Annotated in this window: 29 protein-coding genes; 18 read left to right on the top strand and 11 right to left on the bottom strand. The window is 68.8% G+C overall.

Features of this window, described 5'->3' with window-relative positions:
• Nucleotides 1-2: 2 nt before the first annotated feature.
• Together argF and AC07Q9_RS30405 are read right to left on the bottom strand one after the other, a co-directional pair.
• Nucleotides 3-938 (bottom strand): ornithine carbamoyltransferase, encoded by a 936-nt coding sequence (gene argF, locus AC07Q9_RS30410; RefSeq protein ID WP_095746427.1) that lies wholly within the window; start codon nt 936-938, stop codon nt 3-5.
• The gene (locus AC07Q9_RS30405) at nt 935-2146 is read right to left on the bottom strand and encodes an aspartate aminotransferase family protein (RefSeq protein ID WP_495312831.1); all 1212 of its coding nucleotides are present in this window, start codon (nt 2144-2146) and stop codon (nt 935-937) included. Before AC07Q9_RS30405 ends, argF begins: the two co-directional genes overlap by 4 nt.
• Before the next feature lie 160 nt (nt 2147-2306).
• Here AC07Q9_RS30405 and AC07Q9_RS30400 point away from each other — a divergent pair, with 160 nt between their 5' ends.
• Nucleotides 2307-2645, top strand: a complete 339-nt coding sequence (locus AC07Q9_RS30400) for a DUF3579 domain-containing protein (protein WP_495312830.1) — start codon at nt 2307-2309, stop codon at nt 2643-2645.
• 164 nt (nt 2646-2809) lie between these two features.
• Here the strand turns inward: AC07Q9_RS30400 and rpsT are convergent, their stop codons facing one another.
• A complete protein-coding gene (gene rpsT, locus AC07Q9_RS30395) occupies nt 2810-3124 on the bottom strand; it encodes a 30S ribosomal protein S20 (protein ID WP_056571937.1) in 315 nt (104 codons plus the stop codon).
• Nucleotides 3125-3242: 118 nt separating this feature from the next.
• On the opposite strand from rpsT, the gene murJ reads away from it, so the two are divergent.
• The 5 genes from murJ (at nt 3243) to AC07Q9_RS30370 (ending at nt 7162) form a co-directional block, all read left to right on the top strand.
• Nucleotides 3243-4796 carry a murein biosynthesis integral membrane protein MurJ gene (gene murJ / locus AC07Q9_RS30390; protein ID WP_095950565.1) on the top strand — a complete coding sequence of 518 codons (1554 nt, stop codon included), beginning with the start codon at nt 3243-3245 and terminating at the stop codon, nt 4794-4796.
• Between the two features lie 64 nt (nt 4797-4860).
• Nucleotides 4861-5712 (top strand): SirB1 family protein, encoded by an 852-nt coding sequence (locus AC07Q9_RS30385; protein WP_489058011.1) that lies wholly within the window; start codon nt 4861-4863, stop codon nt 5710-5712.
• A 24-nt stretch (nt 5713-5736) separates the two neighbouring features.
• Entirely contained in the window at nt 5737-6165 is a 429-nt protein-coding gene (locus AC07Q9_RS30380; protein WP_495312829.1) for a bleomycin resistance protein, read from the top strand.
• 123 nt (nt 6166-6288) lie between these two features.
• Nucleotides 6289-6711, top strand: coding sequence for a YciI family protein (locus tag AC07Q9_RS30375; RefSeq protein WP_495312828.1), 423 nt, complete (start codon nt 6289-6291; stop codon nt 6709-6711).
• A gap of 31 nt (nt 6712-6742) precedes the next feature.
• Entirely contained in the window at nt 6743-7162 is a 420-nt protein-coding gene (locus AC07Q9_RS30370) for a YciI family protein (RefSeq protein ID WP_495312827.1), read from the top strand.
• A 13-nt stretch (nt 7163-7175) separates the two neighbouring features.
• On the opposite strand, the gene AC07Q9_RS30365 is transcribed toward AC07Q9_RS30370, so the two are convergent.
• Nucleotides 7176-8171 carry a formylglycine-generating enzyme family protein gene (locus AC07Q9_RS30365; RefSeq protein WP_495312826.1) on the bottom strand — a complete coding sequence of 332 codons (996 nt, stop codon included), beginning with the start codon at nt 8169-8171 and terminating at the stop codon, nt 7176-7178.
• Between the two features lie 38 nt (nt 8172-8209).
• On the opposite strand from AC07Q9_RS30365, the gene AC07Q9_RS30360 reads away from it, so the two are divergent.
• Together AC07Q9_RS30360 and AC07Q9_RS30355 are read left to right on the top strand one after the other, a co-directional pair.
• Nucleotides 8210-9502, top strand: a complete 1293-nt coding sequence (locus AC07Q9_RS30360; RefSeq protein ID WP_495312825.1) for an RNA polymerase sigma factor — start codon at nt 8210-8212, stop codon at nt 9500-9502.
• A 46-nt stretch (nt 9503-9548) separates the two neighbouring features.
• Nucleotides 9549-11156, top strand: coding sequence for a M14 family metallopeptidase (locus tag AC07Q9_RS30355; protein ID WP_495312824.1), 1608 nt, complete (start codon nt 9549-9551; stop codon nt 11154-11156).
• Here AC07Q9_RS30355 and AC07Q9_RS30350 read toward each other — a convergent pair.
• The 5 genes from AC07Q9_RS30350 to purM form a co-directional block, all read right to left on the bottom strand.
• Nucleotides 11150-12148 carry a GlxA family transcriptional regulator gene (locus tag AC07Q9_RS30350; protein ID WP_495312823.1) on the bottom strand — a complete coding sequence of 333 codons (999 nt, stop codon included), beginning with the start codon at nt 12146-12148 and terminating at the stop codon, nt 11150-11152. The two genes, AC07Q9_RS30355 and AC07Q9_RS30350, sit on opposite strands and share 7 nt — an antisense overlap.
• On the bottom strand, nt 12118-12747 hold the full coding sequence (locus tag AC07Q9_RS30345; protein ID WP_495312822.1) for a DJ-1/PfpI family protein: 630 nt from the start codon (nt 12745-12747) through the stop codon (nt 12118-12120). The genes AC07Q9_RS30350 and AC07Q9_RS30345 overlap by 31 nt, the downstream gene beginning before the upstream one ends.
• Nucleotides 12744-13316 carry a cysteine hydrolase family protein gene (locus AC07Q9_RS30340; protein ID WP_495312821.1) on the bottom strand — a complete coding sequence of 191 codons (573 nt, stop codon included), beginning with the start codon at nt 13314-13316 and terminating at the stop codon, nt 12744-12746. The genes AC07Q9_RS30345 and AC07Q9_RS30340 overlap by 4 nt, the downstream gene beginning before the upstream one ends.
• Before the next feature lie 112 nt (nt 13317-13428).
• Nucleotides 13429-14499: an AI-2E family transporter gene (locus AC07Q9_RS30335; RefSeq protein ID WP_489058021.1), complete on the bottom strand. Its 1071-nt coding sequence runs from the start codon at nt 14497-14499 to the stop codon at nt 13429-13431.
• A 49-nt stretch (nt 14500-14548) separates the two neighbouring features.
• On the bottom strand, nt 14549-15589 hold the full coding sequence (gene purM / locus AC07Q9_RS30330; protein ID WP_062475090.1) for a phosphoribosylformylglycinamidine cyclo-ligase: 1041 nt from the start codon (nt 15587-15589) through the stop codon (nt 14549-14551).
• A 152-nt stretch (nt 15590-15741) separates the two neighbouring features.
• Here purM and hda point away from each other — a divergent pair, with 152 nt between their 5' ends.
• The 5 genes from hda (at nt 15742) to AC07Q9_RS30305 (ending at nt 20630) form a co-directional block, all read left to right on the top strand.
• Nucleotides 15742-16431: a DnaA regulatory inactivator Hda gene (hda, locus tag AC07Q9_RS30325; protein WP_056571899.1), complete on the top strand. Its 690-nt coding sequence runs from the start codon at nt 15742-15744 to the stop codon at nt 16429-16431.
• A gap of 38 nt (nt 16432-16469) precedes the next feature.
• Nucleotides 16470-18107: a polynucleotide adenylyltransferase PcnB gene (gene pcnB / locus AC07Q9_RS30320; RefSeq protein WP_489058022.1), complete on the top strand. Its 1638-nt coding sequence runs from the start codon at nt 16470-16472 to the stop codon at nt 18105-18107.
• Nucleotides 18104-18739 carry a 2-amino-4-hydroxy-6-hydroxymethyldihydropteridine diphosphokinase gene (folK, locus tag AC07Q9_RS30315; protein WP_489058023.1) on the top strand — a complete coding sequence of 212 codons (636 nt, stop codon included), beginning with the start codon at nt 18104-18106 and terminating at the stop codon, nt 18737-18739. The genes pcnB and folK overlap by 4 nt, the downstream gene beginning before the upstream one ends.
• A gap of 219 nt (nt 18740-18958) precedes the next feature.
• Complete coding sequence (locus tag AC07Q9_RS30310; RefSeq protein ID WP_056571891.1) at nt 18959-19603, top strand: DUF47 domain-containing protein; 645 nt, start codon at nt 18959-18961, stop codon at nt 19601-19603.
• Between the two features lie 16 nt (nt 19604-19619).
• Nucleotides 19620-20630, top strand: a complete 1011-nt coding sequence (locus AC07Q9_RS30305) for an inorganic phosphate transporter (RefSeq protein WP_070062319.1) — start codon at nt 19620-19622, stop codon at nt 20628-20630.
• A 51-nt stretch (nt 20631-20681) separates the two neighbouring features.
• On the opposite strand, the gene AC07Q9_RS30300 is transcribed toward AC07Q9_RS30305, so the two are convergent.
• Together AC07Q9_RS30300 and AC07Q9_RS30295 are read right to left on the bottom strand one after the other, a co-directional pair.
• Nucleotides 20682-21128: a TM2 domain-containing protein gene (locus AC07Q9_RS30300; RefSeq protein ID WP_070062592.1), complete on the bottom strand. Its 447-nt coding sequence runs from the start codon at nt 21126-21128 to the stop codon at nt 20682-20684.
• A gap of 8 nt (nt 21129-21136) precedes the next feature.
• Complete coding sequence (locus AC07Q9_RS30295; protein ID WP_495312820.1) at nt 21137-21661, bottom strand: GNAT family N-acetyltransferase; 525 nt, start codon at nt 21659-21661, stop codon at nt 21137-21139.
• Nucleotides 21662-21840: 179 nt separating this feature from the next.
• Here AC07Q9_RS30295 and rpsP point away from each other — a divergent pair, with 179 nt between their 5' ends.
• The 5 genes from rpsP to AC07Q9_RS30270 all read left to right on the top strand — a co-directional run bounded on the left by rpsP (nt 21841) and on the right by AC07Q9_RS30270 (nt 24802).
• A complete protein-coding gene (rpsP, locus tag AC07Q9_RS30290) occupies nt 21841-22104 on the top strand; it encodes a 30S ribosomal protein S16 (protein WP_070062321.1) in 264 nt (87 codons plus the stop codon).
• 15 nt (nt 22105-22119) lie between these two features.
• Nucleotides 22120-22674 (top strand): ribosome maturation factor RimM, encoded by a 555-nt coding sequence (gene rimM / locus AC07Q9_RS30285; protein WP_159275690.1) that lies wholly within the window; start codon nt 22120-22122, stop codon nt 22672-22674.
• Nucleotides 22675-22690: 16 nt separating this feature from the next.
• Nucleotides 22691-23437 (top strand): tRNA (guanosine(37)-N1)-methyltransferase TrmD, encoded by a 747-nt coding sequence (trmD, locus tag AC07Q9_RS30280; protein WP_495312819.1) that lies wholly within the window; start codon nt 22691-22693, stop codon nt 23435-23437.
• A gap of 109 nt (nt 23438-23546) precedes the next feature.
• Nucleotides 23547-23930, top strand: a complete 384-nt coding sequence (rplS, locus tag AC07Q9_RS30275) for a 50S ribosomal protein L19 (protein ID WP_056572437.1) — start codon at nt 23547-23549, stop codon at nt 23928-23930.
• A gap of 128 nt (nt 23931-24058) precedes the next feature.
• The gene (locus AC07Q9_RS30270; protein WP_495312818.1) at nt 24059-24802 is read left to right on the top strand and encodes a CoA pyrophosphatase; all 744 of its coding nucleotides are present in this window, start codon (nt 24059-24061) and stop codon (nt 24800-24802) included.
• Nucleotides 24803-24817 lie beyond the last annotated feature (15 nt).

The raw sequence follows: 24817 nt of genomic DNA, 5'->3' as shown, positions 1-24817 counted from the left end.
TGTCAGAGCCTGCCGAGCAGCAGGAACTCCATCAGCGCCTTCTGTGCGTGTAGGCGGTTCTCGGCCTCGTCCCACACCACCGACTGCGGGCCGTCGATGACTTCGGCCTGCACTTCCTCGCCGCGGTGCGCGGGCAGGCAGTGCATGAAGAGGGCGTCGGTCTGGGCGATGCGCATCATGTCCTCGTCGACGCACCAGTCGGCAAAGGCCTTGCGGCGCGCCTCGTTCTCGGCCTCGTAGCCCATGCTGGTCCACACGTCGGTGGTGACGAGGTCGGCGCCGCGGCAGGCTTCCATCGGGTCCTTGAAGACCTTGTAGCTGTCGCCCGAGCGGATGCCGGCGATCGACTGGTCGACCTCGTAGCCGCTGGGCGTGCTCACGTGCACGGTGAAGCCGAGGATTTCGGCGGCCTGCAGCCAGGTGTTGGCCATGTTGTTGCCGTCGCCGACCCACGCCACCGTCTTGCCCTGGATGGAGCCGCGGTGCTCGATGTAGGTGAAGATGTCCGCCAGGATCTGGCAGGGGTGGAACTCGTTGGTCAGGCCGTTGATGACGGGCACGCGCGAGTGCGCGGCGAAGGCGTCGATCTTGGTCTGCTCGTAGGTGCGGATCATCACCAGGTCGACCATGCGGCTGATGACCTTGGCGCTGTCCTCGATGGGCTCGGCGCGGCCCAGCTGGCTGTCGCCCGTGGTCAGGTGCACCACGCTGCCGCCGAGCTGGTACATGCCGGCCTCGAAGCTCACGCGGGTGCGCGTGCTGGCCTTCTCGAAGATCATGGCCAGCGTGCGGTCGACCAGGGGCTGGTGCTTTTCATACGTCTTGAACTTCTTCTTGATGATCGCCATGCGATCGAAGAGGTAGACGTACTCGTCGGCCGTGAGGTCCGAGAACTGCAGGTAGTGGCGCAGGGCGTTCGGTGCGGCGGCGGTCGTCATTGCGCAACGGGCTCCGAGAGGAAGGTCTTGACGATCGGCGCGAGGATCGCAACGATCTCGTCGGCTTCGGCAATGCTCAGGATGAGCGGCGGCACGAGGCGGATCACCTTGTCGGCCGTGACGCTCAGCAGCAGGCCGGCGTCGCAGGCGCGGTTCAGGATCGCGCCGCAGGGGCGGTCGAGCTCGATGCCCAGCATCAGGCCCTGGCCGCGGATTTCCTTCACGCCCGGCAGGCTGCCGATTTCGCGCTCCAGCGCGGCCTTCAGGTGCGCGCCGACGGTGGCTGCGTTCTCGAGCAGCTTGTGCTCTTCCATGATGCGGATGGTTTCCACACCGGCGCGCATCGCCAGCGGGTTGCCGCCGAAGGTGGTGCCGTGGTTGCCCGGTCCGAAGATGTTGGCGGCCTTGGGGCCGGCCACGACGGCGCCGATCGGCACGCCCGAGCCCAGGCCCTTGGCCAGCGGCATCACGTCAGGCTTGATGCCCGCCCACTGGTGCGCGAACCACTTGCCGGTGCGGCCCATGCCGCACTGCACTTCGTCGATCATCATGAGCCAGTCGCGCTCGTCGCACAGCTGGCGCACCTGCTTGAGGTAGTCGACGCGCATCGGGTTGATGCCGCCTTCGCCCTGGATGGTTTCGAAGAACACGGCGACCACGTTGGGGTTGCCTTCGGTGGCCTTCTTCAGGGCCTCGATGTCGTTCAGCGGCACGCGGATGAAGCCTTCGACCAGCGGGCCGAAGCCGGCCTGCACCTTGGGGTTGCCGGTGGCCGACAGCGTGGCGATGCTGCGGCCGTGGAAGGCGGCTTCGTAGACGACGATCTCGGGGCGCTCGATGCCCTTGTCGTGGCCGAACTTGCGGGCCAGCTTCAAGGCCGCTTCGTTGGCTTCCAGGCCGGTGCAGCAGAAGAAGGCGTTGGTCAGGCCCGACAGCTCGGTGAGCTTGGCGGCGAGCTGTTCCTGGCCGGTCACGTGGTAGTAGTTGGAGCTGTGGATCAGCTTGGTCAGCTGGTCCTGCAGCGCGGGCACCAGCTCGGGGTGGTTGTGGCCCAGCGTATTGACGGCGATGCCGCCCAGGCCGTCGAGGTAGACCTTGCCCGTGGTGTCCCAGACTCGGCAGCCCTGGCCGTGCGACAGCGCGATCGGCAGGCGACCGTAGGTGTTCATGACGTGGGGCGAGGTGGGTTGCTGGGCGGTGGCGCTCATTCGGTACTCCAGATAGGGAACACGAATTCTAGGCGTGCGATTTGACGGCTTCGTTGAGGATTCCGCATCACAGCAATGCCCTCTATTCAGGATGCAAAAAGGGCCCCGGATACAATCGCTTGCTGCACCGCAGCACCTGTTCCGGTCGCCTCACTTCACGATGATTTCCCCCAACGCCAAAGAAATCTTCATCCAGGGCATCACCCACGATGGCCGCACTTTTCGCCCCAGCGACTGGGCCGAACGCCTCGCCGGCGTCATGTGCTCCTTCCGCCCCGGCGGCGCCTACCCGGGCAGCCACCTGAGCTATTCGCCCTGGTGCATTCCCACGACCATCAACGGCGTGAAATGCGTGGTGGTGAACCGTGCCCTGCGCGACGCCGAGCCCATGGCCTGGGACTTCTGCGTGAACTTCGCCAAAGACAACAACCTCCAGGTGGCCGAGGCCTGCCTGGTGCCCGACCCGGCGGACACGCCGCCCCCTCCCACAAAGGCCTGACTTCCAGGTCTTTTTTTTGGCCTGCGCGGGTTGCTCGCGCCTGGAGGCTTTTCGAGCGCCCATGAAAAAACCGCCCGAAGGCGGTTTTTCACTTTTGCTTGCTGCAGCGCACCCCGATCAAACGGCGGACCGGAGGATTCCGATCCGGGCTTGCCTGACAGGTGTCAGGCGGCGGCCTTTTCAGGCGCGAGGGCGAGGGCCTTGACCTTGGCCGACAGGCGGCTCTTGTCGCGGGCTGCCTTGTTCTTGTGGAAGATGCCCTTGTCGGCGACGGTGTCGACGATGCTCTGGGCCTTCGCGAACAGTTCGCTTGCCTTGGTCTTGTCGCCAGCCAGAACAGCCTTTTCGACGTTCTTGACAGCGGTACGGTATTTGGAGCGCAGCGAGGTGTTCGCAGCGTTGAGCTTGACGTCCTGGCGGACGCGCTTGCGGCCCGACGCGAGGCGCGGGTTCTTCTTCTTGGGCTTGGCGGATGCCATATTTAGTGTTCCTTAGGTGTCTGAGGATGATGCAGCAAAGCCCTCCATTATAGGCCGGGTTCCGGTTTTTGCCGAATTGCCTGCTTTTGCCACCTTTCGCAGCCCTACACTCGCCCCCGTGTCCCTGTTCAAATCCGCCTCCACCGTCTCCCTGCTGACCCTCGCTTCGCGGATCACGGGCCTCGTGCGCGACGTGCTGTTTGCCTCGGTGTTCGGCGTCAGCGCGCTCACCGACGCCTTCAACGTCGCCTTTCGCATCCCCAACCTGTTTCGCCGCGTGTTCGGCGAGGGCGCCTTCAGCCAGGCCTTCGTGCCGGTGCTGGCCGCGCGCAAGACCGAGGCGGGGCAGGAGGGCGCCCGGGAGCTGGTCGACCACGTCGCCACGCTGCTGACCTGGGCCCTGGTGGTGCTGTGCGTGGCCGGCGTGGCCGGCGCGCCGCTGCTGGTCTGGGCCATGGCCAGCGGCCTGCAGGGCTTCGACGCCGCCGTGGTCATGACGCGCTGGATGTTCCCCTACATCGGCTTCATGTCGCTGGTGGCGCTGGCGGGCGGCATTCTCAACACCTGGCGCAAGTTCGCGGTGCCGGCGGCGTCGCCGGTGCTGCTCAACATCGCGCTGATCCTGTCGATCTCGATCGGCGCGCCGCTGTTCCGCCGCTACGGCATCGAGCCGATCTATGCCCAGTGCGTGGGCGTGATGGTCGGCGGTGTGCTGCAGCTGGCCCTGCAGATCCCGGCGTTGCGCGCGCTGGGGCTCATGCCGCGCATCGGCGCCAGCTTCAAGGCGCTGCGCGCCGCGTGGACCGATCCGACCACCCGCAAGGTCATGAAACTCATGCTGCCGGCGCTGCTGGGCGTGAGCGTGGCGCAGATCTCGCTGCTCATCAACACGCAGATCGCCTCGCACCTGGCCACCGGCAGCGTGACCTGGGTCACCAACGCCGACCGGCTGATGGAATTCCCCACCGCCATGCTCGGCGTGGCGCTGGGCGTGGTGCTGATGCCGCAACTCGCGGGCGCCCGCGCCGCCAAGGACGACGCGCGCTACTCCTCGCTGCTCGACTGGGGCCTGCGCCTCGTGGTGCTGCTGGCGGCGCCGTGCGCCGTGGCGCTGCTGCTGTTCGCCAAGCCGCTGGTGGCCGTGCTGTTCCACAACGGCGCCTACACCGGCGAGGACGTGGGCCGCACCACCGTGGCGCTCATGGGCTACGGCGTCGGGCTGGTCGGCCTCGTGGCGGTGAAGGTGCTCGCGCCCGGCTACTACGCCAAGCACGACACGCGCACCCCCATGCTGATCGCCGTGACGGTGCTGGTGCTCACGCAGGTGCTCAACTTCTTCCTGGTGCCGCTGCTGCAGCACGCGGCGCTGACGCTGACCATCGGCATCGGCGCGCTGGTCAACGCGCTGTGGCTGCTGATCGGCCTGATCCGCCGCGGCAGCTACACCCCCGAGCCCGGCTGGGGCAAGTTCGCGCTGCAGGTGCTGCTGGGCACCGTGGTGCTGGCGGTCTTGCTGGCCTGGGGCGCGCACTATTTCGACTGGGTCGGCCTGCGCGCGCAGCGCCTGCACCGCATCGGCCTGCTGGCCGCGCTCATCGCCGGCGCCGCGCTGCTCTATTTCGCCGTGCTCACCGCCGCGGGCGTGCGCCTGCGCAGTTTCATGCGCCGCTGAAGCGCCGTTGGCGAGCCGGAAAACACTGCCTTGACGCTCCCCGCGGGCTCCTCTACAAAGCCATATGACGTTCAGCTACCAGGTTCCCACGGCACTGGAATATTTCGAGTCGCTGGTCGGCAGCGATGACCACTTTCCGCTGCTCGAAGCGGCGGCCAGCATCGCGCAGGACGAATACCCCGAACTCGACGTGCAGCAGGTGCTGGGCGACGTCGACCAGCTGCTCGCGCGCCTCAAGCGCCGCCTGCCGGCCGACGCCGCGCCGCTGGCCCGGCTGCGCGCGCTGAACCAGTTCTTCTTCAGCGACCTGAATTTCGGCGGCAACGTCAACGACTACTACGACCCGGACAACAGTTACCTGAACGCCGTGCTGCGCACCCGCCGCGGCATTCCGATCTCGCTGGCCGTGCTGTGGATGGAGCTGGCGCAGGGCCTGGGCCTGCAGACGCGCGGCATTGGTTTCCCGGGGCATTTCATGATCAAGGTGACGCTGCCCAAGGGGCAGGTCGTGATCGACCCGTTCACCGGCAAGTCGCTCTCGCGCGAGGATCTGAGCGAGCGGCTCGAGCCCTACAAGCGCGGCAACGGGCTGGTCGGCGACTTCGACGTGCCGCTGGGCCTGTACCTGGAGCCCGCGAGCCCGCGCGAGATCATTGCGCGCATGCTGCGCAACCTGAAGGAAGTGCACCACGCGCAGGAAGACTGGCCGCGCTACATCGCGGTGCAGAACCGTCTCATTGCGCTGCTGCCCAGTGCCTGGGGCGAGCACCGCGACCGCGGCGTGGCGCATGCCGAGCAGGGCCATGCGGCGCTGGCGGTGCTCGACCTCGAAACCTACCTCGCCAACGCCGAAGACGCGCTCGACATCGACGCGATCGCCGAGCGCGTGGCGCTGCTGCGGCGCCTGGCCAACTGACCAGCCACAACAGCCACAACGCCCATGACCGACGCCCGCACCGGTGTGAGCGCGGCGCCCGACCTGGGCACGCTGCATGAATTCCACGGCGTGCAGCCGGTGTTGCCGGTGTCCGACGTCTCGCGCGCCGCGCGCTGGTTTTCCGAAGTGCTGGGTTTCGAGATCGACTTCATCGCCGGCGAACCGCCCAGCTATGCGCGCGTGAAGAAGGGCGACCGCAGCTACGGCGACCCGGTGTACCTGCGCCTGTGGCAATGCGGCAGCCGCGAGGCCCGACCCTGGCGTGGCGAAATCGTGATCCACGTCGGCAAGGACATCGACGGCCTGCATGCCGCCTATGTGAAGCGCGGCGTGACGGTGATCGAACCGCCCGTCTCCCAGCCCTGGGGACTGCGCGAATTCGCGATCCGCGAACCGGATGGGCACGTGCTCCGGTTCTGCGGCTATCTCTGAAACACAAAATTACAAGCAGATCGATGCGGTCGTGTCGATCCGTTGTCCGCTCGCGCGACGTGTGAACAGGAGCGCGCAGATTCCGGCGCCTCCCGACCCTCATCAACCCACAGGAGAAACGACATGCGATTCATGATTCTGGTCAAGGCCAATGCTGATTCCGAAGCCGGCGTGATGCCGAGCACCGAGATACTGACCGAGATGGGCCGGTTCAACGAAGAACTGGTCAAGGCCGGCGTGCTGCTGGCGGGCGAGGGGCTCCACCCGTCGGCCAAGGGCGCCCGCGTGCGCTGCGAAGGCAAGAAGCGCACCGTCATCGACGGCCCCTTCACCGAGACCAAGGAACTGCTCGCGGGCTTCTGGCTGCTGCAGGTCAAGTCGAAGGAAGAGGCCATCGAGTGGATCAAGCGCAGCCCGTTCCAGGAAGGCGAGATCGAGATCCGCCAGGTCTTCGAGGCCACCGATTTCGGCGAGGCCATGACGCCCGAGCTGCTGGCCCAGGAAGACCGCCTGCGCGCCGAGTCGGCTGCCAAGGCCGGCCGCTGAACCCCGTCCATTCTTCGAAGGAGAAACGATCATGCGATTCATGCTGCTGATGATTCCCCACGGCTACGAAAGCGCGGCGCCCGGCACCGTGCCCGACGACGTCGAACGCGTGGGGTCGATGATGGCCTTCAACGAGTCCCTGCAGAAGGCCGGCGTGCTGATCGGCTGCGAGGGCCTGCACCCGCCGTCGATGGGCGCGCGCGTGAGCTTTCCGGGCGGCAAGCCGAAGGTGGTCGACGGCCCCTTTGCCGAGGCCAAGGAAGTGCTGGGCGGCTACTGGCTGATCGATGTCGCCTCGCGCGCCGCAGCCATCGAATGGGCGAGCCGCTGCCCGGGCAGCGAGAACGAGGTCATCGAGATCCGCCAGGTGCAGGAGATGGAGGACTTCTCGCCCGAGGTGCAGGACGTGGCGAGCGAATTCACGTCGATGCAGCAGACCCTGAAGAAGTGAAAGCGAGCGGGGCCTAGTCGTCCCGCACCAGCCGGATGCCCAGCAGCGTGTAGCGGGTGCCCGGCGCATTCCAGTTGCGGTAGGACGAGCGGGCATAGAAAGCCCAGGTGTGCCAGGAGCCGCCGCGGCGCACCCGCACGGTGCCCGTGGCGGGGCCCTGGGGGTCGTCGGCCGGTGCGCGCGCGTAGTATTCGTCGCCATGCCAGTCGGCCACCCACTCCCACGCATTGCCGTGCATGTCGTAGAGACCCCAGGCGTTCGGCGCGAAGCTGCCGACCGGGGCGGTGAAGGCAAAACCGTCGTCGCCCGCGAGCGCCATCGCGCGCCAGCGCGGCCAATGCGCGGCGCTGCGCGTGTCGAACACGTTGGCCCCGCGCAGCAGCGTGGCCGGATCGTCCCCCGTGCTGTAGCGCGTGCGCGTGCCGGCGCGGCAGGCGTACTCCCACTCGGCCTCGGTCGGCAGGCGGTAGCGCCGGCCCTCCGTCTTGCTCAGCCAGGCGGCCAGCGCCTGCGCGTCGTTCCAGCTCACGTTGACGACGGGGTGGCTGTCGTCCTGCGCGAAGCCCGGGTTGCGCCACGAGTAGCGCGGGTCGCGGCCTTCGAAGGCGTCGCCGCGCCGCGTGGTGGCGGGGTCGTAGTCGGCGCGCCAGCCGTAGCCGCCGGTGCCGTCGGCCACCGATTCGGGTACATGGCCCGAGGCCTCGAGGAAGCGCCGGAACTGGCCCACCGTCACCTCGTGCTGGCCCATCCAGAACGCCCGCGTGATGCGCACCCGGTGCACCGGCCCTTCGTCGGCCAGCTGGGTGAAGCGTTCCTTCGGCAACTCGGGGTAGTCGCGTGCCAGCGCCTCGGGCGCCTCGTCGCTGCCCATGAGGAATTCGCCTGCCGGCAATCGCACGAAGGCCATGCCGAGGCTGTTGCGTTCCACGGCGAGGTTGTCCGCCCGGACGCCGCCGGACGCGAGGCCAAATGCAATGCCCAGGCTCAACAAGACGAGGCGTGGTGTCATGGCTGCATGCTATCCGGCGCATCGACCGTAGGGGTCGCATGAGCGACGGCCAGAACGCCGCCGCCATCCACCGCGCCATCGAGGCGGTCTGGCGCATCGAGTCCGCGAAGATCATCGCCGCGCTCGCGCGCAAGGTGCGCGACGTGGGCCTGGCCGAAGAACTGGCGCAGGACGCGCTGGTGGCCGCGCTCGAGCAGTGGCCCGTCGATGGCGTGCCCGACAACCCCGCCGCCTGGCTCACGCAGGTGGCCAAGCACCGCGCCCTCGACCGCCTGCGCCACGTGCAGCTGGCCGAGCGCAAGGCGCCCGAGATCGGCCGCGAACTCGACGCGCTGCACGCCATGGCGCAGGCCGATTTCGCGCAGGCGGTGGATGCGGCGCTCGACGACGACATCGGCGACGACCTGCTGCGCCTCGTGTTCACCGCCTGCCACCCGGTGCTCTCGACCGAGGCGCGCGTGGCGCTCACCCTGCGGCTGATGGGCGGCCTCACGACCGACGAGATCGCCCGGGCCTTTCTCGTGCCCGAGGCCACCGTGGCGCAGCGCATCGTGCGTGCCAAGCGCACGCTGGCCGAGGCGCGCGTGCCCTTCGAGGTGCCGCGCCGCCACGAGCTCGAAGCCCGGCTGGCCTCGGTGCTCGAGGTGCTCTACCTGATCTTCAACGAAGGCTACTCGGCCACCGCCGGCGACGACTGGATGCGCCCCGCGCTGTGCGACGAGGCGCTGCGCCTGGGCCGCATCGTGGCCGAGCTGGTGCCCGGCGAATCCGAGGTGCACGGGCTGGTCGCGCTGATGGAAATCCAGGCCTCGCGCACCGCCGCGCGCGTGGGCGCCTCGGGTGAGCCGGTGCTGCTGCTCGACCAGAACCGCGCGCGCTGGGACCCGATGCTGATCCGCCGCGGCCTGGCGGCGCTGGCGCGCGCCGAAGCGTTGGGCGGTGCGCTCGGCCCCTACGCGCTGCAGGCCGCCATCGCCGCCTGCCACGCCCGCGCGCGCACCGCGGGCGAGACCGACTGGGCCCGCATCGCGGCGCTGTACGACGCGCTGGCCGCGCTGTCGCCGTCGCCCATCGTCGAGCTGAACCGCGCGGTCGCGCTGTCGATGGCCTTCGGGCCGGCGGCCGGGCTGGAGGTGGTCGATGCGCTACAGGACGAGCCCGCGCTGAAGGGCTACCACCTGCTGCCGACCGTGCGCGGCGACCTGCTCTTCAAGCTGGGCCGCCACGACGAGGCGCGCCGGGAGTTCCAGCGCGCCGCCTCGCTCACGCGCAACACGCGCGAGCAGGCGCTGCTGCGCGCGCGCGCCGAGGCCTGCCGGGCCGAGGGCTGAATCGGTGCTGAAGGCGGCGCCGCTGCGCGCAAGGAGAATGCGCGCCATGCCTCGTCTTCCCTTGTTCCATTCCTCGTGCGCCCTCGGCCTGGCCCTGCTGGCCGCAGGGCCGGCCCAGGCCCAGTTCGATCCCGCCAAGGCGTGGGTCGAGCCGCCCGCCATCGCGGCGCGCTTTCCCGACCCCGGCGTGAGCTACGCCACGCCGGGCTTGCGCGCCGGCCGCACCGACTTTCCTTCGCACGCCGAAGTGCTCGCCTTCCTGGACGACCTCGCGCGCCAGTCGCCGCATGTGCGCGTGGAGCGGCTGGGCGTGTCGCAGCAGGGGCGCGAGATGCCGCTGGTGTTGCTCGCCGACCAGGGCCGCTTCGATCCGTCGCGGCCCACGGTGATGGTGATCGGCCAGCAGCACGGCAACGAGCCCGCGGGCGGCGAGGCCGTGCTGGCGCTCGCGCAGAAATTCGCCAGCGGACCCGACGCCGCGCTGCTGCAGAAAGTGAATCTCGTGCTGCTGCCGCGCGGCAACCCCGACGGCGCCGAGCACTTCACGCGCGTCACGGCCAACGGCATCGACGTGAACCGCGACCACCTGCTGCTGCGCACGCCCGAGGCGCGCCTGCTCGCGGGCGCCATGCTGCGCTACGCACCGCAGGTGGTGCTCGACCTGCACGAGTTCACGGTCGGTGGCCGGTGGATCGACAAGTTCGGCGCCGTCATGCGCTACGACGGCCTGCTGCAGCCCGCGACCGTGGGCAACCTCGACGCCGCCATCGCCGGGAGCGCGCAGCGCGACTACGTCGATGCGATCCAGGCCGCCTTCGCACGCGAGGGCCTGCAGGGCTTCAAGTACCACACGACCGCCGCGGGCAAGGCCAGCGATCTCTCGGTGTCGATGGGCGGCGTGCAGCCCGACACCGGCCGCAATGTGAGCGGGCTGCGCCAGGCCGTGAGCCTGCTGCTCGAGGTGCGCGGCGTGGGGCTCGGCCGCGCGCATTTCGCGCGCCGCGTGCACACCCAGGTGCTGGCGGCCGCCACGGTCATCGAGACGGCGGCGCGCCAGGGGCCAGCGCTGAAGCAGCTCACCGCACAGGCTGGCCAGCGTGCCGCGGCCGAGGCTTGCCGCGGCGACGTGGTGGTCGAGGCGTGGCAGACGACGACGCGGCAGCGCCTCGACTTTCTCGACGCGAAGAGCGCCGAAGACAAGGCCGTCGAGGTCGAATGGCGCGCGGCCGATCCGCTGAAGGTCGTCAATGCCCGTCCGCGTCCGTGCGGCTACCTGTTGGCGTCCAGCGAGGCGACGACCGTGCAGCGTTTGCAGATGCTGGGCGTGCATGTGGCGCGCATCGACAACGCGGCGCCCTGGCAGGTGGAGCGCTATGAAATCCTGTCGCAGACCGACGGCCAACGCCAGGATGCGCGCGGCGCCATCGAGGACGGCGAGGCGATCCGCACCTTCCGCGTGCGTCTGCGCACCGGCCGCGCGGTGGTGCCGCCGGGCAGCTTCTACGTGTCGCTGGCGCAGCCGCTGTCGCCGCTGGTCAGTGCGGCGCTGGAGCCCGATTCGCAGAACAGCTACGCGGCGAACCGGTTGCTCGAGATAGCGAACGACAGGCTGCTGCGCGTGCCGGGGCCGGCGCCCGCGGGCGTGCTTCACTGAGCGCGCTGCAGCGACGTTCCTTCGGAAGGCGAGCCCGGCAGCCCGAACTGGTGCCATGCGCGGCGCAGCTGCGTGTCCGAGCCGAAGCCCGACAGCTCGGCCGCCCGCGTCACGCTGGCGCCCGAGGCCAGCGCCAGTTGCGCGGCGGCCAGCCGCAGCCGGCGCAGGTAGGCCAGCGGCGCCACGCCCGCGTGTTCGACGAACAGCCGCGTCAGGTGCCGCGCCGAGGTGTGGGCGACCTCGGCCATGCGTGGCACGCTCCAGTCGGCCTGCGGTTGTTCGCTGACCGCGTCCTGCACCCGGTGCAGCGCCGCGTGCAGGTGGTTGCGGTAGGCGAGAAAGGGCGACAGCTCCGGGTCGTGCGGGCCGCGCCGCAGCGCCACCACCATCGTCTGCGCCACCTGGGCCGCCAGCGCCTCGCCGCAGGTGTCGGCGATGCGGTGCAGCATCAGGTCGATGCCCGTCGTGACGCCCGCGCTGCTGTAGACCGGCGGGTCGATCACGAACACGCGGTTGCTCACCACCTCACAGCGCGGCTCCACGGCGCGCAGCTCGTCCAGGTGATGGTGGTGCGTGGTGACGCGCCGGCCCGCGAGCGCGCCCGCGTGCGCCGCGAGCAGGGCGCCCGCGCAGACCGTGACCAGCTCGACGCCGCCGCGCGTGAAGCGCTGGCCGCGCAGCCAGTGCAGCAGGTCCTGCGCCTCGGGCGTGTCGGTCGCGATGGTGTCGCCCGGCAGGCCGACCAGCACCACCCAGCCGGGGCCGTCCCACTGCGTCGGCAGCGGCGACAGCCCCGACAGCGCGACGCCGACCGAGCCCCTCATGGTGGGCCGCGGTCCCGCGAATTCGATGACGAAGCGCTCGGGCTGGCCCGCCGCGCGCAGCCGCTGGTTGGCGATGCGCAGCGCCTCGGCCGGCCCGGCCCAGTCGAGCACCAGGCTGTCGGGCAGGAGCACGAAGACTACGCGGAGGGGGGCTCGTTGCGGGTCCATGTGTAGTCCATCTGGCGCGCCGTGCGCTCGGCCAGTTCGCGCCCGGCCAGGCGTTCGACCAGGTGCAGGCTCATGTCGATGCCTGCGCTGATGCCGGCCGAGCTGACGATGCGGCCGGTGTCGACCCAGCGCACGCCCTCGCGCACGTCGAGCTGCGGGAATTGGGCGCGCAGGTCGGCGAGGTCTTCCCAGTGCGTGGTGACCGCCTCGCGCGTCACGACGCCGCTTTGCGCGAGCAGGAAGACGCCGGTGCAGACCGAGGCGACGAGTTGTGCGCCGGTCGCGCACTGCGCGATCCATCGCAGGGTGTCGGGGCTCGCCATCGGCGCGTCGACCACGCCGCCGGGGACGACCAGCACGTCGGCGGTGGCGGCGGCATCGGCCAGCGCGTGGTCGGCGAGCAGCCGCAGGCCGGCGCGCGCCTGCACGGCTTCCCCTGCGCGGGTGTGGGCGACCGAGGCCACCTCGAACGGCGCGGGCGCCCCCGGCTGCAGGCGCTGGTGGACGCGCGCGGCGGTGGTGAAGACCTCGAAGGGGCCGGCGAAATCGAGCGCCTCGACACCGTCGTAGGCCAGGATGCGCACGCGCAGCGGGGTCATGTCGTCGCGCCTTCCGTGGCGCGCTCAAGTGCCTGCGCCACGCTGCAGACCGTGGCGAAGCGCCCGTCCAGCACGGTCGCCGTGCGCGCCTTGATGTCGGCGGCCGACAGCGGCCGGCCGTCGGGCTGCACCATGTCGAAGGTGAGGGTGGCGTCGGTCACGTAGTCGACCTCCCAGCCCAGGTCCGAGGCGTGGCGCGTGGTGGTTTCGCAGCATTGCTCGGTGCGGATGCCGCTCACGATCAGGCGGCGGATGCCGTGCTGCGTGAGCCACACATCGAGGCCGCTGTTGACCAGCGCGCTGTGGCGGTGCTTGGTGAAGGTGGCGGCCGCCTCGAAGGGCGCGAGGCCGTCGATCGGGCGCACATGGCCCGATTCGACCGCGAAGGGGTTGGACGCGGCCTGCGGCGCGTCGACGTGGAAGACGCGCACGACGGGCAGTCCGGCCGCCACGGCGCCGGCGATCAGCGCGTTCTGGGCCTCGAGGTAGGGTGCGAGCAGGGCGGCGCTCCAGTACGGGCGGTGGCGGAACGACTCCTGGGCGTCGATCACAATCAGACAGGTGGTCATGGCGGGGGCGGGCAAGGCAAAGTGGATGATGCCGCCTATTCTTGGTCGCCGCCAGAGCTTCGTCCGCGCCGAAGCGGACCGGAACCGATCAGATCAGGACATCGCCCGGCCGTTAGACCAGGCCGCCTGCGTGCAGTTCTTTTTTCAGGTACGCGTAGTACAGCGGCGCTGCCACCAGCCCGGCCGGGCCGAACACCGCCTCGGCCACGAACATCACCGACAGCAGCTCCCACACGCGCATCTGCGTGCGCGCGCCGACCACCTTGGCGTTGATGACGTACTCGGCCTTGTGGATCAGGATCAGGAAGCCCAGGCAGGCCGCGGCCGTGACCGGCGATACCGACAACGCCACCAGCGTGATCACCGAGTTGCAGACCAGGTTGCCCACGATCGGTACCAGCCCGGCCACGAAGGTCAGGGTGATGAGGGCGGGCGTGTAGGGCAGCTCGAGGCCCCACAGCGGCATCAGGAACAGCAGGAAGATCGCGGTCAGCAGCGTGTTGAAGGCGGCGATCCAGAACTGCGCTGCGACGATCTGGCCGAAGGCCTCGCCGAAGGTGGTGATGCGCTGGAACATCTGCTGCGCGAGCGGTCGGCGCTGGGCCGGCGCCGGCGCCACGGCGGCCAGCGCGCCGATGATCAACCCCACGTAGGCGAACAGCAGTCCGCCCAGCCAGGCGCGCCCGGCCATGGCGAGCGAGCCGGCCTGCGTGCGCAGGTAGTTGGCGACGATGCGTTGCACCTCGGCCGCGCCCTCGGGCAGGTAGACGGCGATGTCGGCCGGCAGCTTGGAGCGCAGTTCGAGCACCGTGCGGGCCGTGTAGTCGAGCAGTTCGCGGTACTGGTCGGGCGCATCGAGCACGTATTCACGCGCCTGCGAGAACCCCAGCGTGACCAGGCCGATCGGGCCCAGCAGCACCAGCGTGACCGCCACCACCCGGGCCAGCCCGTCGGCGCCGGAACGCAGGGGCTTCAGGCGCGACAGCCAGCCGCCCAGCAGCCGGGCGAACCAGCGCGCGACGAGGAAGCCGATGCACACGCACAGCAGCCCCGGCAGCAGGTGCTGCCACATCACGAGCATCAGCCCCGCGAGCATCAGCAGGTAGCTGGCCAGTGTCACGTGGCGGGAGGTTGCGGCCTGGGGCGGGGCGGCGAGGGTGGCGTCGGGCAGCGGCTTGGCCATCCGGGGAGCGGGGCGTGCGGTGAGGAAAGAAAAAAGAAAGGGCGTGCGATCAGGCGACGACCACGGCCGCGCCGTCGCCGCGCTCGGCGATCACGCCGATCTCGTGCACCGACTCACCGGCGGCGCGCAGCGTGGCGGCGCATGCGGCGGCTTCGGCCGCGTCGATCACCACGACCATGCCGATGCCGTTGTTGAAGGTGCGGTTCATCTCGATGTCGTCGATGCCGGCCACCTTCTGCAGCCAGGCGAACAGCTCGGTCTGCGGCCAGCTGCCCTTCTTCAGGTGGGCGGCGGTGCCTTCGGGCAGCACGCGCGGGATGTTCTCGAGCAGGCCGCCGCCGGTGATGTGGGCCAGCGCCTTGATCGGGTGCTTGCCCAGCGCTTCGAGCACGGGCTTCACGTACAGGTGGGTGGGTTCCATCACGGCTTCGCGGAAGGGCTTGCCGTCGAGGGTGGCGGGCAGGTCGGCGCCGGCGCGTTCGATCACCTTGCGCACGAGGCTGAAACCGTTGGAATGCACGCCGGCCGAGGCCAGGCCCAGCACCACGTCGCCGGGCTTGACGTTCTGGCCGGTGAGGATCTTCGACTTTTCGACCGCGCCGACCGCAAAGCCGGCCAGGTCGTATTCGCCGGCCGGGTACATGCCGGGCATTTCGGCGGTTTCGCCGCCGATGAGGGCGCAACCGGAGATTTCGCAGCCGCGGGCGATGCCGCCGACCACGGCCGCGGCCGTGTCCACGTCGAGCTTGCCGCAGGCGAAGTAGTCCAGGAAGAACAGGGGCTCGGCGCCCTGCACCAGCACGTCGTTGACGCTCATGGCCACGAGGTCGATGCCGACCGTGTCGTGCATGTTCCATTCGAAGGCCAGCTTGAGCTTGGTGCCCACGCCGTCGGTGCCGCTCACCAGCACGGGTTCCTTGTAGCGCTTGGGCACTTCGAACAGCGCGCCGAAGCCGCCGATGCCGGCCAGCACGCCTTCACGCATGGTTTTCTTCGCCAGGGGCTTGATGCGGTCGACCAGGGCGTCGCCTGCGTCGATATCGACACCGGCGTCCTTGTAGCTGAGCGGGGTGGGCGTGGAGGAGGTCATGGGCTGGCGGTGTCGAGAAGAAGGAGCGAAAAGGTTCGCGAAGCGGCGAGGAAGGGCGGGCAGGGGAGGCGCCGGCGACCGAGGCGGCCGGGCCGATAGAATTCCTCACGATTTTAAGGGCCCTCCGGGCCCCCTCCATGAACCTTCCCGGGATGAAACAGCTCGCGCTCGATATCGGCATTGCGACGGGCCCCAGCTTCGACGCCTTTTTTGCCGGCCCCAACGAGGCGGCGCTGCGACACCTGCAAGTGTGGGTGGGCGGCGCCGACGGCAGCCCTGCGCTGCACTCGCCGGTGCCGACCTACCTCTGGGGCGACAGCGGCAGTGGCAAGACCCACCTGCTCGAATCCGTGCGTGTCGCACTGGCCGAGCAGGGCGCCAGCGTGGGCTGGCTGCACGCCGGCCTGCTGGAGCCGCCCGAGTTCGACGAGCGCTGGGGCGCCGTCCTGCTCGACGACGTCCACCTCTACACCGCGGTGCAGCAGCACGCGGCCTTCAACTGGTTTGTCAACGCCCAGACCCTGCAGCGCGGCGTGGTCGCCGCCGGCGCCTTGCCGCCGGCCGACCTGCCGCTGCGCGAAGACCTGCGCACCCGCCTCGGCTGGGGCCATGTGTTCCACCTGCAGGTGCTGAGCGAAAGCGAACGCCGCGCGGTGCTGCGCCAGGCGGCCGACGCGCGCGGCGTGATGCTGTCCGACGACGTGCTCGACTTCATGCTGCACCGCTTCAGCCGCGACCTGGGCAGCCTGATGGAGCTGCTCTCGCAGCTCGACGGCTACGCCTTGCAGACCCAACGCGCGATCACCATTCCGCTGATCCGCTCCATGCTCGAAAACGAATAAATAAGAAGAAGCGTCTGCTCCTCCTCGAAAAACAACCAATGATCAAGAAATTCATCGACAAGCTGCTCGGCAAGTCCGCTGGCAGCGCACAGGGCAAGAGCCGCTTCGGCAAGCGCCAGGAGGTGCCGGCAGAGGTTCACAAGATCGATCCTGCCCTGGTCGACGAACGCGCGAAGAACGTGGTCACCACGCTGCAGCAGGCCGGCTACGAGGCCTACGTGGTGGGTGGCGCGGTGCGCGACCTGCTGCTGGGCCTGCGGCCGAAAGATTTCGACGTGGCCACCAACGCCACGCCCGAGCAGGTCAAGTCGCTGTTCCGCCGCGCCTTCATCATCGGCCGGCGCTTTCGCATCGTGCACGTGGTGTACGGCCGGGGCCGCGAGCACGAGGTGATCGAGGTTTCGACCTTCCGTGCCTACATGGACAACGCCGCTGCCGAGCAGGTGGCCGGCAACGAACGCACCAGCAAGGGCGAGCTCGCGAGCATGAAGCACGCCGTGGACGCCAGTGGCCGCGTGCTGCGCGACAACGTCTGGGGCCCGCAGGAAGAAGACGCGGCGCGCCGCGACTTCACCGTCAACGCCATGTACTACGACCCGGCCAACCAGGTCGTGGTCGACTATCACAACGGCATCAAGGACGCCCAGAAGCTCACGCTGCGCATGATCGGCGACCCGGTCACGCGCTACCGCGAAGACCCGGTGCGCATCATTCGCGCGATCCGCTTCTCGGCCAAGCTGGCCGCGCTCGGCTTCAAGATGGAAGCCAAGACCGCTGCGCCGCTGATCGAATCGAGCAAGCTCTTGGCCGATGTGCCGCAAAGCCGCATGTTCGACGAGATGCTCAAGCTGCTGCAGACCGGCCACGCCATCGCGACGGTGGAGCAGCTGCGCAAGCTGGGGCTCGCCACCGGCATCTATCCGCTGCTCGACGTGGTGGTGGAGCGCGCCGACCAGCCCTTCGTGAAGGCCGCCCTGCAGGACACCGACCGCCGCGTGGGCGAAGGCAAGCCCGTGGCGCCCAGCTTCCTGCTGGCCTGCGTGCTGTGGGCCGACGTGCGCGACGGCTGGGCCCAGCGCCAGGAAGGCCGCCATGGCCAGCGCCCGCAACCGCCGTTTCCGGCGCTGCAGGACGCCATCGACGACGTGTTCAATTCGCGCATCGGCGACGTGTCGGGCCGCGGCAAGCTGGCCGCCGACATGCGCGAGATCTGGATGATGCAGCCGCGCTTCGACAAGCGCACCGGTTCCACGCCCTACAGCCTGGTCGAGCAGGCGCGCTTCCGCGCCGCCTTCGACTTCATGCGCCTGCGTGCCGACGTGGGCGAAGTCGGCGAAGCCATCGCCGAGTGGTGGCAAGAGTTCAGCACCGCCGACGACCTGCGCCGCCAGGACCTGCTCGAACAGGTGCGCGAAGAACAGAAGGTGCGCCAGCGCGTGCGCCTGCGCGACCCGGTCGCTGCGCCCAAGCCGCGCAGCGAACAGCCGGCGCGCCAGAAACAAGCCGCTGCAGAGTCGGACGACGGCGACGGACCCGACATCGAGGCCGACGCTGTGCCGCCGGACGGCGAAGCGGCCGCGCCGCGCAAGCGCAAGCGCCGGCGCAAGCCGCGCCCGGTGGGCGGCGGTAGCGGTGGTGGCGGCAGCGAGGGCGGCGGGAGTGCCGCAGGCGAATGAGCGCGACCGACCGGCCGAAGGACGGCAAGAAGAGCCCTGCAGCCGCCAAGGCAGCCAAAGGGAGCAAGCCCGCGCCGCGCGCCGCAGGCAAGCCGCCATCGGCTGCTAGCAAGAGCGGCCCGCCCGCGCGCCGCGCGCCTTCGCGTCCACGCGGTCCGCGCGAGGACTACCCGACCGTGCAGGCCTTCGTCGCCATCGGCGCCAACCTGGGCGATGCCGAGGCGACCGTGAAGGAGGCCATGGCTGCCATCGGTGCGTTGCAACGCACCCAGGTCACGGCCCGCTCGTCGCTCTACCGCAGCGCGCCGGTCGATGCCGAAGGCCCCGACTTCATCAACGCCGTGGTGGCCGTGCGCACCGGGCTGGACGCGGAGCAGCTGCTCATCGCGCTGCAGCGCCTTGAGACGCTGGCCGGTCGCGAGCGGCCCTTTCCCAATGCGCCGCGCACGCTCGACCTCGACCTGCTGATGCATGGCAATTCGGTGGTCGAAAGCCCCACGCTGACCCTGCCGCACCCGCGCATGCGCGAGCGCGCCTTCGTGCTCAAGCCGCTGGCCGAGATCGCACCCGACAAGGTGCCGCGCGCCGCGCTGGCGCGCGTGACCGGCCAGGTCATCCAGAAAATCCGCTGACCCCGGGGCGGCCGGCATGCGGCTGTACCTGCCCGACCTTGCCGGCGTCGCCGCGTGCGTGCGGCTGGTCGTGGCACTGCGGCTGCCGGTCTGGGCAGGCCCGTCGAGCCGGGGCTCGAAGCTCGGCCCGACCGGTCGTTCCGGTCGCGCCCGTTAAACTCGGGAAGTTTTCACGAAGGCGTCATGAAATTGTGATTGGCGCGTCCCAGGAGTTTTTCCATGTTCGGCAAGCTGCTGCCCCGAGAGGGCAATTTTTTTGAAATGTTCAACCAGCATGCCGAGCGCATCGTGGAGGCGGCGCGTGCTTTCGAGCAGCTCGTCACCCACTATGCGGACGTGCACCTGCGCGAACAGTACAACCGCGACGTCGACAACGCCGAGCGCGCCGCCGACCGCGTGACGCACGACGTCAACCGCCTGATCCACAAGACCTTCATCACGCCCATCGACCGCGAGCAGATCCACAAGCTCATCAACACGATGGACGACGTGGCCGACCTGATCCAGGACTCGGCAGAGACCATGGCGCTGTACGACGTGCGCCACATGACCGACGAGATCGTGCGCCTCACGGCCCTGAGCGTGAAGTGCTGCGACCGCCTCAAGGACGCCGTCAAGTACCTCGGCAAGATCGCCGACCCGGCCGTGGCAGAGGCCACGCTCAAGACCTGCGAGGAGATCGACCGCCTCGAATCCGACGCCGACCGCGTGATGCGCAGCGCCATGAGCAAGCTGTTCCGCGAAGAGCCGGACGTGCGCGAGGTCATCAAGCTCAAGGCGATCTACGAACTGCTCGAGACGATCACCGACAAGTGTGAGGACGTGGCCAACGTGATCGAGGGCATCGTCCTCGAGAATTCCTGAAAACGGGTAGCAACCGATGACAACGGTGCAGGTCGCCCTCTGGGTGGTGGTGGTGCTGGTCGCGCTCGCGATCCTGTTCGACTTCATGAACGGCTTCCACGATGCCGCCAATTCGATCGCGACGGTGGTGTCCACCGGCGTGCTGAAGCCGGGGCAGGCCGTGGTGTTCGCGGCTTTCTTCAACCTGATCGCGATCTTCGTCTTCCACCTGAGCGTGGCGGCCACTGTCGGCAAGGGCATCGCCCAGCCCGGGGTGGTCGACGTGCACGTGGTGTTCGGGGCGCTCATCGGCGCCATCAGCTGGAACCTCGTCACCTGGTACTACGGCATTCCGAGCAGCTCGTCGCACGCGCTGATCGGCGGCATCGTGGGCGCCGTGATCGCCAAGACCGGCACCAGCGGCCTCGTGGCTTCCGGCATCTGGAAGACCGTGGCCTTCATCTTCGTGTCGCCGCTGCTGGGCTTCCTGCTGGGCTCGCTGATGATGATCGTGGTGGCCTGGGGCTTCCGGCGCGCCACGCCGTCGCGCGTGGACCGGTGGTTCCGGCGATTGCAGCTGGTCTCGGCCGGCGCCTACAGCCTGGGGCACGGCGGCAACGACGCGCAGAAGACCATCGGCATCATCTGGATGCTGTTGATCGCCACCGGCTATGCCTCGACCAGCGACGCGGTGCCGCCGACCTGGGTCATCGTGAGCTGCTACGCCGCGATCGCGCTGGGCACCATGTTCGGCGGCTGGCGCATCGTGAAGACCATGGGCCAGAAGATCACCAAGCTCAAGCCCGTGGGCGGCTTCTGCGCCGAGACCGGCGGGGCGCTGACCCTGTTCCTGGCCACTGCGCTGGGCATTCCGGTGTCGACCACGCACACCATCACGGGCGCCATCGTCGGCGTCGGTTCCACGCAGCGCGCCAGCGCAGTGCGCTGGGGCGTGGCGGGGAACATCGTCTGGGCCTGGATCCTGACCATTCCCGCCTCGGCCTTCGTTGCGGCGATGGCTTACTGGTTCAGCTGGCAGATCTTCTGAAGCACTGAAGCGTCGGCGCCTCGTTCGCAGAGGTCGCCGCGCCTGATCCGGCTACTGTGAGATTTTTCGGCCCTCTTCGATCTGGTGCTCGAAGTAGTGCTGGAAGCTGTACACGATGCTCGCCATCAGGATCGAGCTGCCGAAGAACAAAGACGCCACCACGGCACCGATCGTGAGCCAGTTGGTCTGGCCCGGCGCGGCGTCGGGCGCTGCGCCGGCGTTGAAGCGGGCATTCCATTTCTCGGGCGTCATCAGGCCGTAGATGATCGCCATCAAGGCGCAGCCCGCGATCGTGAAGCCGAGCAGCGGAATCAGCGCCCAGCTCACGCCGTCGTCCACGCCGTACATGCGCAGGCGCTCGATGCCGTAGATGCCCAGCGCGGTGGGAATGGGCAGCAGCCAGCCGAGCCAGTCGCCCATGCCGCGCAGGTAGAAGCGGTGCAGGCCCAGCGGGCCGCCGAGGAAGGAGAGCCAGGCGGCCACGGTCTTGCTTTTCATCTTTTTCATCATTCGGGTTTCGTGCGGCTGCCTTCGCCGAGTACTTTTTCCATCAGGACCACATCGCGCCAGGCGTCGAACTTCCAGCCGCAGTCTTTCAGCACGCCCACGTGCGTGAAGCCCTGGCTGCGGTGCACGCCGACCGAACCCGCGTTGGCCGAGTCGCCGATCACCGCGATCAGCTTGCGCACGCCGACCGCTTCGGCCGCCTGCGAAAGCGCCGCCAGCAGCTGTGCGCCCACGCCCTTGCCGCGCGCGGCCTCGGACATGTAGATCGAGTCTTCGGCCGAAAACCGGTAGGCCGGACGCGGCTTGAACCAGTTGCAGTAGGCAAAACCCAACACTTCGCCGTTTTCTTCGGCCACGAGGTAGGGCAGGTTCTTGCCCAGCACATCGGCGCGCCGGGTGGTCATGTCGGCCTCCGACGGAGGCTCGGTTTCGAAGGTGCCGGTGCCGTGCAGCACGTGGTGGGCATAGATGGCCGTGATGGCTGCGATGTCTTCGTCGCGGCTGGGGCGGATGGTGAGGGTCATGCGGGTGGAGCAGGCGGCGCGGGGCCGGAATTCGGAGAAAAACCCGGGTCGGGCTATAATCGTGGGCTTTTCAGCGTGCGCTGGCCGGGTGGCCATGTCGCGTGTCTCGACGCTGGAAGAACATCGTGAGCGGGCCTCTTTCTATTTGAACTGGCTCGCTGACCACCCAAGGATAAATCATGGTCGTCATTCGACTCTCCCGCGGCGGCTCCAAAGGCCGTCCGTTCTTCAACATCGTCGTGTCGGACAAGCGCGTTCGCCGCGATGGTCGCTTCATCGAGCGCCTGGGTTTCTACAACCCGACCGCCAAGGAAAACGAAGAAAGCATCCGCATCGCCCAGGACCGCCTCGCGTACTGGAAGAGCGTCGGTGCCCAGGCTTCGCCCACGGTGCTGCGCCTGATCAAGCAAGCCGCTGCTGCGGCTCCCGCGGCGGCCGCCTAAGCCGCCCGCACGGCGATGTTGCCCACACTCGAAGCCGCCGAACTGCCGGCGGATGCGATCGAGGTCGGACGCATCGCCGATGCCTGGGGCATCAAGGGCTGGTTCAAGGTCCTGCCCCACAGCGCCCAACCTGAGGCGCTTTTTTCTTCCAAGCGTTGGTTCCTGCAGGCTCCCGGAGCCTCCACACCTGCCGCTTTCCGGCTCGCGGTTCGCGAAGCCAAAGAACATTCCGACTGCATCGTCGCCTCGTCCGAGGATGTGCCGGACCGCAACGCGGCTGAGGCGCTTCGCGGCGCGCGCGTGTTCGTGCCGCGCTCGAGCTTTCCGACCGCCGGCGACGACGAGTACTACTGGGTCGACCTGATCGGCCTGTCGGTCGTCAACCGCGAAGGTGTCGTGCTCGGTGCGGTGCGTGAACTGCTCGCCACCGGCCCGCAGACCACGCTGGTGCTGACGGCCGAAGAAGACGGCAAGACCATCGAGCGCATGGTGCCGTTCGTTTCGGTCTTCGTCGACAAGGTCGACCTGCCCGGCCGCCTCATCACGGTCGACTGGCAACCCGAGTTCTGACTCGGGCCGCGCGCGCATGCGCTTCGACGTCCTCACGCTTTTTCCCGAACTGTTCGCGCCCTTCGTGGCCAGCGGCGTGACGCGTCGCGCCTACGAATCGAAGCAGGTCGAGGTCGTGCTGTGGAATCCGCGCGATTTCGCGCAGGGCAACTACAAGCGCGTGGACGATCGTCCCTTCGGCGGCGGACCCGGCATGGTGATGATGGCGGAGCCGCTGACGGCCTGTCTCGATGCCGCGCTGGCTGCCCGCGGCACACCGGCGCCGGTGGTGCTGTTCTCGCCCATCGGCGAGGCGCTGCGCCACGAGGCCGTCGAGCGCTGGTCGGCGAGCGAGGGTGCGGTGCTGGTCTGCGGACGCTACGAGGGCATCGACCAGCGCTTCATCGACGCGCGCGTCACCCACCAGATCAGCCTCGGCGACTTCGTGCTGTCGGGTGGCGAGATCGCGGCCATGGCCTTGCTCGACGCCGTGACCCGCCTGCAGCCCGGCGTGCTGGGCGACGAGGCGAGCCACGTACAGGACAGCTTCAACCCGGCACTCGACGGCCTGCTCGATTGCCCGCACTACACCCGGCCCGAGCAGTGGAACGGGCAGGGCGTTCCGGCGCCGCTGCTTTCGGGTCACCATGCGCAGATCGAGCGCTGGCGGCGCGACCAGCGCCTGGCCATCACGGCCGCGCGGCGCCCCGAACTGATCGATGCTGCCCGGGCGGCCGGCAGGCTGAACAAGGCCGATGAGGCCGCGCTGAAAAAAAAGCTATAATCCGCGGTTCCCCGATCCTCTGTCCGGCCGCGCCCGGTTTCTTGGCGGTTTTCCGCCAAAGCCCACGGCGCCTTTAGTGCAGCCCGAAACGATCGACTATCAGGAAATCATGAACCTCATCCAGACCCTCGAGCAGGAAGAAATTTCCCGTCTCGGCAAGACCATCCCCGATTTCATGCCCGGTGACACGGTCATCGTCAGCGTGAACGTCGTCGAAGGCAGCCGCAAGCGCGTGCAGGCCTACGAAGGCGTCGTGATCGCCAAGCGCAACCGTGGCCTCAACAGCGGCTTCACCGTGCGCAAGATCTCCAGCGGCGAAGGCGTGGAACGTACGTTCCAGACCTACAGCCCGCTGATCGCCGGCATCGAAGTCAAGCGCCGCGGCGACGTGCGCCGTGCCAAGCTGTACTACCTGCGCGAGCGCAGCGGTCGTTCGGCACGCATCAAGGAAAAGCTGCCGGGCAAGTCGCAGAAGGCTGCGTCGGCCGCTTAATCAGCCGCCGTCCTTTCTGCTCAAAAAGCCGCCGCTCTGGCGGCTTTTTGCGTTGGCGCCGCGCATTCAAGACAGCTTTTCATTTTTACGCTCTACTCCCTTCATCCCGTCACAGGCCGCACCTTCTCTTGACCTCCACTTCCTCCGCCCCCACGCCCTCCACCGTCGTCGAACCCGTCAATGCCGTGGTGCCGCCCACGCTGCTGCAGATCGACCCGCGCCAGGTGCCTTTCGTGGACGGAAGTGACGGCCTGCCGGCGGTGGCACCAACGCAGCTGACGGCCGCCGCCCTGCGGGCGCGCTTTGCCTCGCCGCCCGTATGGACGCCCGAGCTGCGCCGCGAGCCCCGCATGAGCGACCGGGTGCCGGCCCAGGCCGCCGTGCTGGTGCCGATCGTGCAGCGCCCGCAAGGCGCGACCGTGCTGCTCACCGAGCGCACCACGCACCTGTCGACCCATTCGGGCCAGGTGGCGTTTCCCGGCGGGCGGGTCGATCCTGAAGACGCCAACATCCAGGCCGCCGCGCTGCGCGAAGCCTGGGAAGAGGTGGGCCTGTCGGCGCAGTTCATCGAGGTGCTCGGCACCTTGCCGACCTACACGACCGTCACCTCCTTCGTCGTGACCCCGGTGGTCGCGCTGGTGCAGCCCGACGTCGTGCTGGACATCAATCCCTTCGAAGTGGCCGAGGCCTTCGAGGTGCCGCTCGCCTGGCTCATGGACCCGGTCAACCACCGCCGCCACGCGGTCAGTGCCACCGATGGCGTCCGTCGCGAGTGGTACTCGATGCCGTACGTCGATGGTCCTCACGAGCGTTTCGTCTGGGGCGCCACGGCGGGCATGCTGCGCAACCTCTACCGCTTCCTCGTCGCCTGAGCCTGATTGGGCACC

It is taken from the genome of Variovorax sp. GW821-FHT09A10 (genome assembly GCF_059418385.1).
This window is presented reverse-complemented; position numbering and strand designations above follow the sequence as displayed.

Bases quoted from the DNA above. Each gene is read 5' to 3' on its own strand.
- AC07Q9_RS30355 (WP_495312824.1), top strand. From the start codon at position 9,549: ATGCCTCGTCTTCCCTTGTTCCATTCCTCGTGCGCCCTCGGCCTGGCC.
- purM (WP_062475090.1), bottom strand. From the start codon at position 15,589: ATGACCTCCTCCACGCCCACCCCGCTCAGCTACAAGGACGCCGGTGTC.
- rpsP (WP_070062321.1), top strand. From the start codon at position 21,841: ATGGTCGTCATTCGACTCTCCCGCGGCGGCTCCAAAGGCCGTCCGTTC.
- AC07Q9_RS30400 (WP_495312830.1), top strand. From the start codon at position 2,307: ATGATTTCCCCCAACGCCAAAGAAATCTTCATCCAGGGCATCACCCAC.
- argF (WP_095746427.1), bottom strand. From the start codon at position 938: ATGACGACCGCCGCCGCACCGAACGCCCTGCGCCACTACCTGCAGTTC.
- AC07Q9_RS30345 (WP_495312822.1), bottom strand. From the start codon at position 12,747: ATGACCCCGCTGCGCGTGCGCATCCTGGCCTACGACGGTGTCGAGGCG.
- AC07Q9_RS30340 (WP_495312821.1), bottom strand. From the start codon at position 13,316: ATGACCACCTGTCTGATTGTGATCGACGCCCAGGAGTCGTTCCGCCAC.
- AC07Q9_RS30380 (WP_495312829.1), top strand. From the start codon at position 5,737: ATGACCGACGCCCGCACCGGTGTGAGCGCGGCGCCCGACCTGGGCACG.
- AC07Q9_RS30350 (WP_495312823.1), bottom strand. From the start codon at position 12,148: ATGGACCCGCAACGAGCCCCCCTCCGCGTAGTCTTCGTGCTCCTGCCC.
- AC07Q9_RS30370 (WP_495312827.1), top strand. From the start codon at position 6,743: ATGCGATTCATGCTGCTGATGATTCCCCACGGCTACGAAAGCGCGGCG.
- folK (WP_489058023.1), top strand. From the start codon at position 18,104: ATGAGCGCGACCGACCGGCCGAAGGACGGCAAGAAGAGCCCTGCAGCC.
- rimM (WP_159275690.1), top strand. From the start codon at position 22,120: ATGTTGCCCACACTCGAAGCCGCCGAACTGCCGGCGGATGCGATCGAG.
- AC07Q9_RS30365 (WP_495312826.1), bottom strand. From the start codon at position 8,171: ATGACACCACGCCTCGTCTTGTTGAGCCTGGGCATTGCATTTGGCCTC.
- AC07Q9_RS30300 (WP_070062592.1), bottom strand. From the start codon at position 21,128: ATGAAAAGCAAGACCGTGGCCGCCTGGCTCTCCTTCCTCGGCGGCCCG.
- AC07Q9_RS30295 (WP_495312820.1), bottom strand. From the start codon at position 21,661: ATGACCCTCACCATCCGCCCCAGCCGCGACGAAGACATCGCAGCCATC.
- AC07Q9_RS30385 (WP_489058011.1), top strand. From the start codon at position 4,861: ATGACGTTCAGCTACCAGGTTCCCACGGCACTGGAATATTTCGAGTCG.
- rplS (WP_056572437.1), top strand. From the start codon at position 23,547: ATGAACCTCATCCAGACCCTCGAGCAGGAAGAAATTTCCCGTCTCGGC.
- AC07Q9_RS30305 (WP_070062319.1), top strand. From the start codon at position 19,620: ATGACAACGGTGCAGGTCGCCCTCTGGGTGGTGGTGGTGCTGGTCGCG.
- trmD (WP_495312819.1), top strand. From the start codon at position 22,691: ATGCGCTTCGACGTCCTCACGCTTTTTCCCGAACTGTTCGCGCCCTTC.
- AC07Q9_RS30375 (WP_495312828.1), top strand. From the start codon at position 6,289: ATGCGATTCATGATTCTGGTCAAGGCCAATGCTGATTCCGAAGCCGGC.
- pcnB (WP_489058022.1), top strand. From the start codon at position 16,470: ATGATCAAGAAATTCATCGACAAGCTGCTCGGCAAGTCCGCTGGCAGC.
- AC07Q9_RS30335 (WP_489058021.1), bottom strand. From the start codon at position 14,499: ATGGCCAAGCCGCTGCCCGACGCCACCCTCGCCGCCCCGCCCCAGGCC.
- AC07Q9_RS30310 (WP_056571891.1), top strand. From the start codon at position 18,959: ATGTTCGGCAAGCTGCTGCCCCGAGAGGGCAATTTTTTTGAAATGTTC.
- AC07Q9_RS30405 (WP_495312831.1), bottom strand. From the start codon at position 2,146: ATGAGCGCCACCGCCCAGCAACCCACCTCGCCCCACGTCATGAACACC.
- rpsT (WP_056571937.1), bottom strand. From the start codon at position 3,124: ATGGCATCCGCCAAGCCCAAGAAGAAGAACCCGCGCCTCGCGTCGGGC.
- AC07Q9_RS30360 (WP_495312825.1), top strand. From the start codon at position 8,210: ATGAGCGACGGCCAGAACGCCGCCGCCATCCACCGCGCCATCGAGGCG.
- hda (WP_056571899.1), top strand. From the start codon at position 15,742: ATGAAACAGCTCGCGCTCGATATCGGCATTGCGACGGGCCCCAGCTTC.